The sequence below is a fragment of the Rathayibacter sp. VKM Ac-2927 genome, from assembly GCF_022815525.1.
In the GTDB taxonomy this organism is placed as follows: Bacteria; Actinomycetota; Actinomycetes; order Actinomycetales; family Microbacteriaceae; genus Rathayibacter; species Rathayibacter festucae.
Map to the genome: position 1 here is coordinate 775162 of NZ_JALGRT010000002.1, position 13699 is coordinate 788860.

Sequence of the window (13699 nt, forward strand, 5' to 3'; positions counted from 1 at the left end):
CGCGGTCAGCCCGCGTACGAGCCGACCAGGCGCACCGCGCCGCCGTCGACGCCCTTGGCGCCCTGCTCGAAGCCGTCGAGCGAGCGCTCGCTCAGAGACACCCGGCCCGCGACCCAGGACGGCACGCCCGACGCCTCGAGCGCCGCGATCACCGCGGGCGCCGCGTCGGCGTCGACAACGGCGAACATCCCGATGCCGAGGTTCCAGGTGCCCTCGGTGCTCTCCAGCGTCGCCCCCGACATCGCGGCGAGCGCGCGGAACACGTCGGCAGGGCTCCAGCTCGACCGCTCGACCTCGACCCAGGAGCCGCGCGGCAGCACCCGCGCCAGGTTCGCCGCGATCCCACCGCCGGTCACATGGCTGATCGAGTGCACGCCCGCGCCGAGCGCGTCGTCCTCGAGCACGCGGAGCAGCGGCGCCGTGTAGAGGCGGGTCGGCTCGAGCAGCACCTCGCCCACGATTCCCCCGAGCTCGGCGGAGGTGTCGGTGAAGCGGATCTTCTTGTCGGCGAGGATGTGGCGCACGAGCGAGTAGCCGTTGGAGTGCAGCCCGGAGGAGGCCATCGCGATCACCAGGTCGCCGTCGCGCACCCGGTCGGCGCCGCGCACCGCGTCCGCCTCGACCGCGCCGACGGCCGCACCGGCCACGTCGTAGTCGTCCGGGCCGAGGAGCCCCGGGTGCTCGGCGGTCTCGCCGCCGACGAGCGCGGTCCCGGTGGCCGAGCAGGCGCGGGCGATCCCCGCGACGATGTCCGCGATCCGCGCGGGGACGACCTTGCCGCAGGCGATGTAGTCGGTCATGAAGAACGGGCGGGCGCCGACCACGACGATGTCGTCGACGACCATGCCGACGAGGTCCTGCCCGATGGTGTCGTGCTTGTCGATCGCCTGCGCGATGGCGACCTTCGTGCCGACGCCGTCGGTCGAGGTCGCGAGCAGCGGCGCCCGGAAGTCCTTGAGGAACGAGACGTCGTAGAGCCCGGCGAACCCGCCCACTCCCCCGAGCACGTTGCGGTCGTGGGTCGCGGACACCGCCGCCTTCATCAGCTCGACGGCGAGGTCCCCGGCCGCCGTGTCGACTCCCGCGCGGGCGTAGCTGCTCGTCTCGTTGCTCACGCGACGACCCTACCGAAGGGCCGCGCCGTGCAGACGCTGCGATCCGCCGGGGACGACCCGCGATCCCCGTCTGCGCCAGGATCGTCTCCGTGCTGCTCGCTCCCGCCCTGCCCGAGGACCTCGCTGCACTCCGCGCCTTCCTCTCGGAAGCGGATCTCACCCTCGCAGGCCTGGAGGACCACTCGGTCCGTCTCTGGATCGAGCGCCGCGAGGACGGGACGATCTGCGGCAGCACCGGTTTCGAGCTCAGCGGAGACGGTGCTCACGCGCTGATCCGCAGCGTCGCGGTCTCGGCCGATCGCCGGAGGACGGGAGCCGGGACATCCCTCGCGCGCTACGCGCTGAGAGCAGCCGTGAAGAGCGGGGCGAGGGAGGCCTGGCTGTTCTCGCGCCGCTCGGGCGCCTTCTGGCAGACGCTCGGCTTCACGCCCGCTGATCGGGCCGCGCTGACGGAGGCCCTCCCCGGCGCGCACCAGGTCGCCCTCTTCGCGCGGACGGGACAGCTCGAGAACGAGGTCGCCTGGCGGCGGTCACTGCGCGATCCTCTCGTCGTCGAGCCGGAGTCGCCCCCACCCGCCGAGGACGGCTGCAGCTGAGACGCACTCCCGAGGAGCAGCCGCAGCGCACCCCCTTCAGGGGTTGATCTCAGAATTGCGACTGACACAGCAATGGTTGCGTTGCCATGATCGGCGCAGTCCCCTCCTTCATCCGGGACGGCGCCGCGCTGCACGCCGTCCTCCGCACCCCGAGGAATCCTGATGGCCGACTCCGCCTTCCCGTCCGGCTCGCCGCTCCGCCGCCGCTCGATCGTGGCGGCCGCCGCCTGGTCGGTCCCCGCGGTGGCCGCCGTCGCCTCCGCCCCGACTGCTGCCGCCTCGACACCACCCGAGCCCGTCGGGCCGCCCGGCCTGCGCGACGTGTCCGGGTTCGAGGCCGTCCGCTGCGAGGTCGTCCCGGCCGGCACGGTCGTGTTCCAGGCCCTCGACGGGACGTCCCCCGCGGCGAGAGGCGGCTCGGTGACCGTCTCGCTCCCGCCCGGCCTGAGCTTCTCCGCCGGCGACAGCACCGGCGGCGGCGCCTCCGCCGTCGTGCCCGTCGGCGCGGAGGGCGTCGTCTCCGTGCCGGCGTTCACGGCCTCGGGCTCCGCGGGCGCGTACACGGTCACGGCCGCGTACGGAACGGCGATCGCCTTCGCGGAGGGGACCGTGACGGCGAGCCCGGGGCAGGTGCTGGAGCTCACGCGCTCTCCCGGCGGAGCGAACCAGCGGCCGACCTTCTCCACCGCCATCGTGCCGGGCGTCGCCGACGGGGTCCACGGAGCGATCTCCGGCGACGAGGTCGCGGCGAGCGCCGGCCGGAACGCCGCCGTGCTGACCGCTGATGGACGGGTGCGCTACTGGGGCGCGAACTTCGGCGCTCCGGTGACGACCCCGGGCACGCTCACTCTCGGCCAGAGCCCGGTGACGGGGATGGTCTACGTGGACACCTGGACCTGCGCGCAGGCCGGCAACACCTCCGCCGGTGGGATCGCCGCCGGCGTCCGAGCGGACTCCGTCCACCAGTGGGCGCGCACCGGCACCGGCACGGGCCCGCTCACGGTGGCCGCCGTGACCGGCGTCAGCGGCACCGTGCTCGCCGCGGAGTCCAACGACGGCTACAGCTACGCCCTCACGAGCAGCGGACTGCACTGGTGGGCGAACGCGACCTCGGGCGACCGGGTCGCCGCGACGCTGATCGCGGGCACGGCCGGCTCGACGGCGATCAGCACCTGGAGCTACCGCCGCGTCAACGGCGTCCTCGTCTTCGGCGGCGCGATCCTCCTCGCCGACGGCAGCGTGAGCCTCTGGAGCGGAAGCCACGCCCTCGCCCCCTCGATCGGCGCACCCGCCGACATCGTGGAGTTCCAGGCCGGCCAGTCCTCCACCTATGCCCGTACAGGCTCCGGCGAGCTGTGGACGCAGGGGGTCGCCTTCACCCCCTCGCCCGGCGGAGCGGCGTGGACCCGACGCGCGGAGAACGTCGCGACCAGCAACGCCTGGTCCTTCGAGGAGTACACCGGCGGCGTCTACGTCACCACGGCGGGCGCGGTCGTCCAGTTCATGGCCGCGCAGCCCGTCGGCGGCATCGTCTTCAGCACCGAGGCGCGGACGATCCCCGCGGGAGTCTCGCTGACGAAGGTGTTCAGCACCGACGGCACGTACCTGGCCCTCGCCTCGAACGCGACCGTGTACGCGTGGGGCGGCAACCTCGACAACTCCGGCCGCTCGCAGCCCACGCTCGTGGCCGGAGTCGCGAACGCCACCGACCTCAACGCCTGGGGCTTCCACGGGCCGGCCTATGTCGGCGGCGGGTACGTCATCTCCTCGATCGGCTGCTGACGCCGTGCGATCGGCCCGCGCCGCGACCCGCGAGCGCCCCCGCCCGGGCGGATCCGCCGGGAGCGAACCGTTAGGGGATGCGTCCTCCGCGTGCCAGGATGGACCGTCAATCCCCCCTGCTATCCCCTTGGGAGCCCCTCCGGCATGTGCGGAATCGTTGGGATCGTGTCCTCCGGACCGGTCAACCAGTCCATCTACGACAGCCTCTCCCTCCTGCAGCACCGCGGCCAGGACTCGACCGGCATCGCGACCGCCGACGGCAGCACGCTGCACATCAAGAAGGCGGCGGGGCAGGTCCGCGAGGCGTTCCGCACCCGCGACATGCGATCGCTGCTCGGCACGATGGGCCTCGGGCACGTCCGCTACGCCACCAAGGGCAACGCGGAGCGCGAGGAGGAGGCGCAGCCGTTCTACGTGAACGCGCCCTACGGCATCATCCTCATCCACAACGGCAACCTGACGAACACGCGCGAGCTCACCGAGGAGCTCTTCACCGTCGATCGCCGCCACCTCAACACCACCTCCGACACCGAGCTGCTGGTCAACGTGCTCGCGAACGAGCTGCAGGCCTCGATCTCGGGCCGCGACCTCGACGCGGACGAGGTGTTCGACGCGGTCGCCCGCGTGCACGAGCGGGTCGAGGGCTCCTACGCCACGATCGCGCTGATCGCCGGCCACGGACTGCTCGCGTTCCGCGACCCGTTCGGCATCCGGCCGCTGATCGTCGGCCGCCGCTTCAACGTCAACGGACCGGACGACTGGGTGGTCGCCTCCGAGTCGCTCGTCCTCGAGGCCCAGGGCTTCGAGATCGTCCGGGACGTCGCTCCGGGTGAGGCGATCTTCATCACCCCCGACGGCCGGATGACCAGCCGCCAGTGCGCGAAGAACCCGCGCCTCATCCCGTGCTCGTTCGAGTACGTGTACCTCGCGCGGCCCGACTCGATCCTCTCCGGGATCTCGGTCTACGAGGCCCGGCTGCGACTCGGCGACCGGCTCGCCGACACCATCGCCGAGTACACGCCGGGCGGCGCGATCGACGTGGTCATGCCGATCCCGGATTCCTCGCGCCCCGCCGCGATGCAGGTCGCGCAGAAGCTGGGCATCCCGTACCGCGAGGGCTTCTACAAGAACCGCTACGTCGGCCGGACGTTCATCATGCCCGGGCAGGCGGTGCGCAAGAAGTCGGTGCGGCAGAAGCTCAACGCGATGTCGAGCGAGTTCAAGGGCAAGAACGTGCTGATCGTCGACGACTCGATCGTGCGCGGCACGACCTCGAAGGAGATCGTCGACATGGCCCGCACGGCCGGCGCGAACAGCGTCACCTTCGCCTCCGCGGCGCCGCCGGTGCGCTACCCGCACGTCTACGGCATCAACATGCCGTCGCGGCAGGAGCTCGTCGCACACAACCGCCGGATTCCCGAGATCTCGGAGGCGATCGGCGCCGACTACCTGATCTACCAGGAGGTCGCCGACATGAAGGCGGCGATCCTGGAGGGGTCGGACGTCACCGACCTCGAGACCAGCTGCTTCACCGGCGAGTACGTCACCGGCACCGTCACGCCCGAGTACCTCGACTGGGTGGAGCGCACGCAGCTGAGCTGACGCTGGGAGCGCGCGCATCCGGCAGGCACAGCGCCCGGATGCGCGCAACGGGGTGCCCTGCGGCGGCGCATCGTCCATGATCGTGGGGCGCCGCTCCGTGCGCCCGAGACGAGGAGTCCCCGTGATCTACCGCCTGCTGCCCCTGCTCCTGACGTTCATCGCCGGTCGCCTGAAGAAGTCGCAGAAGGCCAAGCGCGCCACGCAGAACGCCGCGCGCTCGACGAGCCGCAGCAGCCGCAAGCGCCGCTGACCACTGCGCGTGGAGAGCGTCGTCTCTAGCGCGTCGAGGCGTCCGGCTCCGTGCCGGGCGCCTCGTCCTCGTCCGGGGCGACGTCCGAGTCGTCGAGCTCGTCCGTCGGCTCATCGTCGATGTCCGCCTCGCGGGCGACCGTGCGCTCGGCGGTGGTGCGGACGACGCGGCGGCCGACGACCCGGTCCAGGATCACGACGACGAGCGCGGCGAGACCGCCGAAGATCGTCACGAACAGCAGCAGACTGAAGCCGAAGACCTGCGCCTGGCTGAAGCCCTCGGTCTCGGGCAGCGCGAAGGTGAGCACGAAGGCGACGATCGCGCCGAGGCCCGCGCCGAGTGCGAGGATGCGCCAGACCCGCGGCGAGCGGCGGACGTCGACCTCCTCGCGGGTGATCTCGACGTCGTCGGGGCGCGGCGAGGAGTCGAGCGGATCGGTCATGCCTCCATTGTCCCCTGTGCCCGGCCGGGCGCGGGCCGAGTGGCGAGGCGTCGTCGGATCGGGTAGCGCGCGGTGCGGGGCGGGACCGCAACATGGCGATCGAGTAGCCGGCGGAGCCGGCGCATCGAGATCCACCGTCGTTCGGTGGGCGGGTCTCGATACGCCGCTGCGCGGCTACTCGACCAGCATGAAGAGGGCGCTGCGCGACTGTTCGACCAGCACGGAGGCGCAGCCGCATGCTGATCGAGTAGCCGACGAAGTCGGCGTATCGAGATCCACCGTGATCGAGACGCTGGTCTGCATCATGTTGATCGAGTAGCCGACGAAGTCGGCGTATCGAGATCCACCATCGTCGGAACGGTGATCTGCAGGCCCCCGCTTTGGAGGACGGTGGGTCTCGATACGCCGCTGCGCGGCTACTCGACCAGCATGAAGCGGCGCCGCATCGCGGCTCCGCAGCCGCGGTCACATGGAGTGGAGGAGGCGGCCCGCCTGGGCGCGGAGCTCGCGGACGACGGTCCGCACGGAGAGGCGTTCCGCGCGGTCGGGACGCATGAGGGCGACGATGTGGCGCACGGAGTTGACGCCGCGGAGGGGCTTCACGACGATGCCGGCCGTGCCCGCGGTGTAGCGCGGGACCACGGCGATGCCGAGGCCGGCCGCGACGAACGCCTCCGTCACGCGCGTCGAGGCGAAGCGCTGCTCCACCCGCACCGGCTCACCGGAGGTCGTCTCGATCTCCTGCATGATCCGCTCGAAGGGGAAGCCGTCGGGCACCCCGATCCAGGTCTCGCCGACGAGATCGCCCGCCGTGACGGTCGCGCGGTCGGCGAGCCGGTGGCCGAGCGGCAGGGCGATGTCGAGCGGCTCGACCATCAGCTCGGCCATCGCGAGCCCGTGCCCGGCCCAGGCGCTGCGGCCGGTGGGCGAGTGCGCGAGGACGATGTCGAAGTCGGCGGTGAGATCGAGGAACTCGTCGGTCCCGGGATCCGCGTCCTCGCAGTGCACGACGAGCCCCTCGACGCTGCGCAGAGCGACCAGCGCGTCCGGCAGCAGCATCTGCCCGGCCGTCGGGAAGGTGGCGATCGTCACCTCGCCGATCGGATTGTTCTTGAAGGTCTGCCACACCGCGTCGGCGCGTTCGAGAGCGGTCGCGATCTCCGTGGCGCTGCGGGCCAGCTCGCGGCCGGCCGCGGTGAGGACGACGCCGCGTCCCGAGCGCTCGATCAGCGGCACTCCCGCCTCGCGCTCGAGCACCTTGAGCTGCTGCGACACCGCGGAAGGAGTGCGGTGCGTCGCCGCCGCCACCGCGGTGATCGAGCGCCGCATCGAGAGCTCTCGGAGCAGTTCCAGCCGTCGCACGTCCATGTAGGAACGCTACACGTCAGGCCAAGAACAGTGCGATTGTCCTAAGGAACAGAAAGCCCGAGAGTGGACGTTGTACAGAGCATCCCGGCGGATGGATCGCCAAACCTGGCAGACACGTCGGAGCAACGAAAGGCAGAACACTCATGAGCATCGCAATCCTCGTCGTCCTCGGTGCCGTCGCCGCATGGGGCACGGTGTCGACGGTGCTCGTCGCCAGCCGTGACGGATACCGTCAGGTCCCCGTCCGCCACTGAGCCCCACGCTCCGCGACAGCACCTCATCGCGTTCCGACGCCGTCTCCCCCTGCGGGGAGGCGGCGTTCTCGCGTTTCCAGGGGGCGCCCGCACGTCACGCTCCCCCGGAGACGCAGAAGAGGCCCCGCGGCGCGAACCGCGGGGCCTCTCCTGTGCGAGTGCTACTTCGCGGCGGTGCGGCGGCGCAGGCGCGCCACGGTCATGCCGAGGCCGAGCAGCAGGGCCGCGATGCCGGCCGCGAAGGCCGGAGTCGCGTCGACGCCGGTCGCGGCGAGGTGACCGGTCGAGCCGCCCGAGGCGCCGGGAACGGCGGGAGCCGTCGTGGCCGGGGTCGTCGGGATGACGGTCTCGGTGGGCTCCGGAGACGGGGTGGGCGTGGTGGCGACGGCCGCGACGGCGAAGTCGAGGCTGATCGTCGTGCCGGTGGCGTCGCCGAGGGCGAAGCTCGCGGTGTGGGTGCCGCCGGCGAGGCTCTCGCCGATCGGCACGGCGACGGAGGCGCGACCCGTCGAGTCGTCGGTCACGGCCCGCGTCGGGTCGATCTCGGCGGTGGTGACGACCGCGTCGTCGACCGAGACGGTCACGACCGTGTCGGTGGGCGCTCCGGTGCTGAACAGCAGCGAGGAGAGGTCGACGGTCATCGTGTCGCCGACCGCGTACTCGCCGGACTCGGGCAGGTTGGCGGTGAGGCCGATCGAGCGCTGGACCGGGTCGGGGCTGACCGTTCCGAGGTCCTGGATGTAGGACACGAACGCGTCGAGGTCGATGCGGCCGGAGTCGGCCGTGCCGGTGCCCTCGGTGAAGGTGCTGAAGCCGTCGCCACCGGTGGAGAGGAAGCTGTTCGTCACGATCGTGAAGGTCGCGGCCGGGTCGATCGGAGCGTTCTCGAAGAAGACCTCCGAGATGCGCGAGCCCTCCGGGGCGGCCGGGTCGAAGACGTAGGTCAGCGCCGCCGAGGTCGCGAGCTTGAGCTGCGGGTGGCTCGAGCTGCCGACCCACTGCTCCTCGAGCAGGTCCTCGATCTGCGCTCCGGTGAGCTGGAGCGTCACGAGGGTGTTCGCGAACGGCTGCGCGTCGGAGGCCTCCGCGTAGGTGACGACGCCGTCGGCGTCGCCCGGGGTCTCGGCGCTGGCGGCGAAGTCGAGGTCGTCGCGCAGGCCGCCGGCGTTGGTGAAGGCGATCTGGGTGCCGAGCTCACGGGTGGCCCAGAGCTGCGCGTCGGCGACGAGGTTGCCCAGCGTCGACTCGGAGCCGCGGTTCGTGGTGATGCCGTCCTCGCGGTAGGCGCGCGAGATGTCGTCGGTGATGGTGCCGACCTGGACGCTGCCCTCCTCGACGGCGACCGCGGAGGCCGCCTCGACGATGGCGGCGACCTCGGGGTCGGCCGGGTAGGCGCCGACGTCGATGGTGTCGGCCGGGTCGTCGGACTCGGGGTCGTCGGCGACGACCGTCAGCGGCAGGACCTCGCTGGTGAGCGAGGTGAGCTGCTTGGTCGCCGGGTCGACGGTGAGGGCCATGTGGCCCAGGTTCTCGGCGTAGCTGCCGGTCTGCGAGACGACGGTCGGGAAGGTGCGGCCGGCGTCGATCGTCGCGTTGTACTCCTGGTGGCTGTGACCGGAGACGATGGCGTCGACGTTCGGGGCGACGGCGTTCACGATCGCGCCGAACTTGGGGTCGTCCGCGGGGGCGTTCGCCTCGGCGGCGTCGGCGTCGGCGCCCTCGTGCAGCAGGAGGACGATGACGTCCGCCTCGCCGTTCGCGGCGTCGCCGTCCTGGAGCTCGGTCGCGACCTCGTTGACGTTCTCGACGATCGGCTCGATCGAGAGGGTCGAGATGCCGCCGGGGCTGACCAGCGTGCCCAGGTCCTCGGTGATCGCGCCGATGAAGGCGACCGAGACACCGCCCTGATCCGCGATGAAGTACGGGTCGTAGGCGCGCTCGCCGGTCGTCGTGTCGAAGAGGTTCGCGTTGACGTACGGGAAGTCGGACTCGTCGGTCACGCGGCCGTCGATGTCGGAGCGGCCCTTGTCGAACTCGTGGTTGCCGAGGGTGCTGACGTCCAGGCCCATCTCGTTGAGCACGTCGAGGGTCGGCTGGTCGTCCTGCACCTTCGAGGTGAAGGTGGAGGCGCCGATGTTGTCGCCGGCCGAGACGAACAGCGTGTTCGGGTTGGCGGCGCGGTAGGAGTCGACCGCGCCGGCGAGGACAGCGGCGCCGGCGGTCGTGCCGTCGGCCTCGATCCGGCCGTGGAAGTCGTTGATCGAGAGGATGTCGATCGCGACATCGCCCTCTGCGGCACTCGCGGGGGCCGCTCCGAGGAGGGCCGCTCCGGCGACCGCGCTGACGGCGGTGACGGAGAGGAGTCTGGTCAGGCCGCGACGGCCGGAGGTAGTGCTTCGCATCTGTGGGAGGTCTCCAAGCATCGAGCGGCGATTCGGAGAGAACTCCTGCCGCAGTGGGGGAACTTTCCCAGACAACCCGACGCGAGCCTGCTCGTCAAACGTCGACCGGGGCGGCGGCGGTGCGTTTACGAGATGTTAATTCGCCGACGGCCGGCGGACGTGGAGCAGCGGGAGGAACGGCGAGAGGTCGGCGCGGACGCCCGAGGCGTGGATCCGGCCGCTCGCGAGGCCCTCGCTCCAGGGCAGGGAGCCGGTCGCGAGGGGCAGCCAGGTGGCGGCGTCCATCTCGATCACGTTGGGCGGAGTGCCGCGGGTGTGGCCCGGGCCCTCGACGCACTGGGCGGCACCGAACGGCGGCACGCGGACCTCGACGCTGCGGCCCGGGACGTTCGTCTCGATGATCTGCAGGAGGAAGCGCACGGCGGTCGCCGTCGTGTTGCGGTCGGCCCCGCCGGCGAGCGCCGCCCGCACGGCGTCCTGCCCGGTCGCCTCGTCGATCTTCCCCTTGGCCATGCTTCCAGTCTGCCGTGCCGCCCGGTGCCCCCCGGTGCCCGGCGGCCCCGCGAGATGCCACTTGTGCACGCGACACGCCGCAGAAGGCGTGCACAACCGGCATCTCGCGGAGGTGGGGGCGGGCGCCGGCAGGGGCGCGCGGCGACGGGGCGCGCACCCGGGCGGGGGCGCTCCGGGGCGGGCCTATCCTGTCAGGGTGAAGATCCTCGTCCTCGGCTCGGGTGCCCGTGAGCACGCCATCATCACCGCTCTGCTCGCGGAGGAGGAGGCGCACGAGATCATCGCCGCCCCCGGCAACGCGGGGATCGCGCGCGACGTGGAGGTCATCCACTTCGACACCAACAGCCCGCGCCTGGTCAGCGACTTCGCGGTCGAGCAGGGCATCGAGCTCGTCGTCATCGGCCCGGAGGCGCCCCTCGTCGCGGGAGTCGCCGACGCCCTGCGCCGCCGCCGCATCCCCACCTTCGGCCCCGACCGCGCGGCCGCCGCCCTCGAGGGCTCGAAGACCTTCGCCAAGCGCGTGATGGACATGGCGCGCGTCCCCACCGGCCGGGCGACCCGCGTCTCGACGCTCGTCGACGCGACGCGCGTCATCGACGAGTTCGGCGCCCCCTACGTCGTGAAGGCCGACGGCCTCGCCGCCGGCAAGGGTGTGCTGGTGACCGAGTCGCGCACCGCCGCCGTCGCGCACGCCGAGTTCTGGCTGCAGTCGGGCGACGTGCTGATCGAGGAGTTCCTGGCCGGCCAGGAGGTCTCGCTCTTCCTCCTCTCCGACGGCCACGACGTCGTCCCGCTCTCGCCCGCCCAGGACTACAAGCGCCTCGCCGACGGCGACGAGGGGCCGAACACCGGCGGCATGGGCGCCTACTCCCCGCTCCCCTGGCTCGCGGACCGCTGGGAGAGCGAGCGCGCCTTCGTCGACGAGGTCATCGACACCGTCGCCATCCCGACCATCCGCCAGCTCGAGCGCGAGCGCACTCCGTTCGTCGGGCTCCTCTACTGCGGCCTCATCGTCACCGACGCCGGCATCCGCGTGATCGAGTTCAACGCGCGCTTCGGCGACCCGGAGACGCAGGTCGTGCTGCCGCGCCTGGTCTCCCCGCTCTCGGCGCTGCTCTTCGCCGCGGCGACCGGCGCGCTCGCCTCCGTCCCGTGGCCGGCCTTCTCGGAGGACGTCGCCGTGACGGTCGTGCTCGCCAGCGAGGGCTACCCCGAGAACGCCGCAACCGGTCGCGCGCTCGGCGGCCTGGAGGCGGCGGCCGAGGTCCCCGGCGTGACGATCGCGCACGCCGCGACCCAGCTGGTCGACGGCCGCTTCGTCGCCACCGGCGGCCGGGTTCTCAACGTGGTCGCCCGCGGCGCCGACTTCGCCGAGGCCCGCGAGCGGGCGTACCGCGCCCTCGACCTGATCACCCTCGACGGCGGCCAGTACCGCCGCGACATCGCGCTGCGCGTCGCCGGGCGCTAGCACGGAGGCTCCCGCCGGCGCCTCGCCCCGGTCGCCGGAGTGGGACGACGTGTCTCGCTGCGCCGCTCGCGTCGGCGGTCGTCGCTAGCGTGTGGCGCATCCGGCAGCCCGTCGCCCCGACCGAGCCGCCTCCGTCGCTCCGGAAGGCCACCGTTGTCCCCTGCAGCCCGCTCCCGGTCCCGCGTCCGCCTCCTCGCCACCGCGGGGGCGGTCCTGTCGCTGCTCGCGGGAGCCGTCGCGGCGGGGTCACCGGCGCAGGCCTCTGCGGCCGGGACGATCGAGGTGTCGGGTCTCCTCCGCCCCGGCAGCGTCGACGCCGCCACCCCGGATCCGACCGGCGAGGCGTACCGGGTCCGGGCAGTGGACGAGGCCGGAGCCGTGGTCGAGGAGATCGTCACGGATGAGACCTACTCGCTGACCCTCCCCGCGGGTGGGAGCTACGCCGTGCGCGCCGAGGTGATCGACGACGACGCCTGGTACCCGACCTGGTACGCCTACAACCCCTTCGGCGGCGTCTACGGCAGTCCGTTCGAGCGGGAGGCCCAGCGGTTCACCGGATCGAACGACTCCGTCGACATCCAGCTGGCCGCCGCAGGAACCGTCACCGGAACGGTGACGCCCGCCGCCGCCCCCGGAGTCACGACGACGGACTTCATCGTCGAGGCCTGGTACTCCAGCAACGCGGGGGATCTCGTCAAGCTCGCCTCCCTGGCCACCAGCGGCACGCCGGGCGCGGAGGACCGCTACTCGTTCAGCGGCGCGGACCGCCTGCCCACCGGCGTCTACGTCTTCCGGCTCGCCGAGGCGGACGTCCCCGACTACGACGACGAGTACTTCCAGGAGACGGCGCGCCTCGACAAGTACGTCTACCAATCCCTCGAACCAGAAGGCCTCACCGGCATCGACTTCACCCCGACCGCCTACGGCTCGGACGTCGAGCGCGTGGCGGGATCGGACCGCTACGAGACCGCGACACTGGTCTCACGCGCCGGATACGTGTCCCAGAACTCGCCGATGTACATCGCGAGCGGGGCGAACTGGCCCGACGCCCTGTCCGCCGGGCCCGCCGCGTCGCTCCAGCGTGGCAGCCTCCTCCTGACCGACCCGCTGGTGCTCCCCGAGACCGTCGCCCGCCAGGTCGAGGACCTGCGGCCGAGCCGGATCGTGGTGGTCGGCAGCGCCCTCTCGGTCAGCGACGCCGTCCTGCGGAGCCTGGACGACCTGACCGACGCTCCGGTCGTGCGGATCGCGGGCCGGGACCGCTACGAGACGTCGCGGCGGATCGTCGCCGACGCGTTCCGCGGCTCCGACTACTCGACGGTCTTCCTCGCCACCGGCACGGACTTCCCCGACGCCCTCTCGGCCGCGCCGATCGCCGGGCGTCGGCTCGAGCCCGTCCTCCTCGTCGACGGTGCCCGGATCGATCTGGACAACGCGACGCGGAACGCGATCCGCCGGCTCTCGGCGGAGTCGGGCCAGCTGCTCGGCGGAACCCCGTCGATCAGCTCCGGCATCGAGTCGGCCCTGCGCGCGTCGACCCTCGTCGAGTCCGTCCACCGGGTGGCGGGGACGGACCGGCACGACACCAGTCGCCTCCTCAACGCCCTCTATCCGCCGTCGGAGCTGGTCGACGAGGCCTTCGTCGCCTCGGCGACGAGCTTCGCCGACGCTCTGGCCGCGGGGCCCGCGGCGGCGGAGCGGGGAGCGCCGCTGTACCTCAGCGAGCCGACCTGCCTCCCGGGCGCGACGAAGACGGCGATCGCGAGACAGGACCTCGACTACGTGACGATCCTCGGCGGCACTCCTACGCTCTCGGCCGCGGTCGGCCGGCTCCGGGCCTGCTGAGCGGGCGACTCCTCAAGAGTCGTCGTAGCGGGAGCTCGAGGACGACGATCTCTGGAGAGCGG

At 72.2% G+C, this 13699-nt stretch carries 12 protein-coding genes; 6 read left to right on the forward strand and 6 right to left on the reverse strand.

The genetic code is table 11. The features are described 5' to 3' along the window. Positions 1-5: 5 nt before the first annotated feature. Complete coding sequence (purM, locus tag MT353_RS08710; RefSeq protein WP_243624163.1) at positions 6-1115, reverse strand: phosphoribosylformylglycinamidine cyclo-ligase; 1110 nt, start codon at positions 1113-1115, stop codon at positions 6-8. An 89-nt stretch (positions 1116-1204) separates the two neighbouring features. Between purM and MT353_RS08715 the strand changes: the two genes are divergently transcribed. From MT353_RS08715 to MT353_RS21530, 4 genes are all read left to right on the forward strand, one after another. Further along, positions 1205-1711: a GNAT family N-acetyltransferase gene (locus MT353_RS08715; protein WP_243624164.1), complete on the forward strand. Its 507-nt coding sequence runs from the start codon at positions 1205-1207 to the stop codon at positions 1709-1711. A gap of 162 nt (positions 1712-1873) precedes the next feature. After that, positions 1874-3493: a hypothetical protein gene (locus MT353_RS08720; RefSeq protein ID WP_243624165.1), complete on the forward strand. Its 1620-nt coding sequence runs from the start codon at positions 1874-1876 to the stop codon at positions 3491-3493. A gap of 144 nt (positions 3494-3637) precedes the next feature. After that, positions 3638-5095: an amidophosphoribosyltransferase gene (gene purF / locus MT353_RS08725; RefSeq protein ID WP_123448060.1), complete on the forward strand. Its 1458-nt coding sequence runs from the start codon at positions 3638-3640 to the stop codon at positions 5093-5095. A gap of 121 nt (positions 5096-5216) precedes the next feature. Beyond that, entirely contained in the window at positions 5217-5345 is a 129-nt protein-coding gene (locus MT353_RS21530) for a hypothetical protein (RefSeq protein ID WP_260303555.1), read from the forward strand. A 25-nt stretch (positions 5346-5370) separates the two neighbouring features. Here MT353_RS21530 and MT353_RS08730 read toward each other — a convergent pair whose 3' ends face one another. The 5 genes from MT353_RS08730 to MT353_RS08745 all read right to left on the reverse strand — a co-directional run bounded on the left by MT353_RS08730 (position 5371) and on the right by MT353_RS08745 (position 10324). After that, positions 5371-5787: a hypothetical protein gene (locus tag MT353_RS08730; RefSeq protein WP_243624166.1), complete on the reverse strand. Its 417-nt coding sequence runs from the start codon at positions 5785-5787 to the stop codon at positions 5371-5373. Positions 5788-5961: 174 nt separating this feature from the next. Continuing rightward, a complete protein-coding gene (locus tag MT353_RS21535; protein WP_279400584.1) occupies positions 5962-6093 on the reverse strand; it encodes a hypothetical protein in 132 nt (43 codons plus the stop codon). Positions 6094-6252: 159 nt separating this feature from the next. Further along, entirely contained in the window at positions 6253-7155 is a 903-nt protein-coding gene (locus MT353_RS08735; RefSeq protein WP_123448058.1) for a LysR family transcriptional regulator, read from the reverse strand. Positions 7156-7570: 415 nt separating this feature from the next. Next, the gene (locus tag MT353_RS08740) at positions 7571-9811 is read right to left on the reverse strand and encodes a bifunctional UDP-sugar hydrolase/5'-nucleotidase (protein ID WP_243624167.1); all 2241 of its coding nucleotides are present in this window, start codon (positions 9809-9811) and stop codon (positions 7571-7573) included. 135 nt (positions 9812-9946) lie between these two features. Then, positions 9947-10324: a sterol carrier family protein gene (locus MT353_RS08745; protein ID WP_123448056.1), complete on the reverse strand. Its 378-nt coding sequence runs from the start codon at positions 10322-10324 to the stop codon at positions 9947-9949. Between the two features lie 196 nt (positions 10325-10520). On the opposite strand from MT353_RS08745, the gene purD reads away from it, so the two are divergent. Then, complete coding sequence (purD, locus tag MT353_RS08750; RefSeq protein ID WP_243624168.1) at positions 10521-11792, forward strand: phosphoribosylamine--glycine ligase; 1272 nt, start codon at positions 10521-10523, stop codon at positions 11790-11792. 153 nt (positions 11793-11945) lie between these two features. Next, the gene (locus MT353_RS08755; protein ID WP_243624169.1) at positions 11946-13637 is read left to right on the forward strand and encodes a cell wall-binding repeat-containing protein; all 1692 of its coding nucleotides are present in this window, start codon (positions 11946-11948) and stop codon (positions 13635-13637) included. Positions 13638-13699 lie beyond the last annotated feature (62 nt).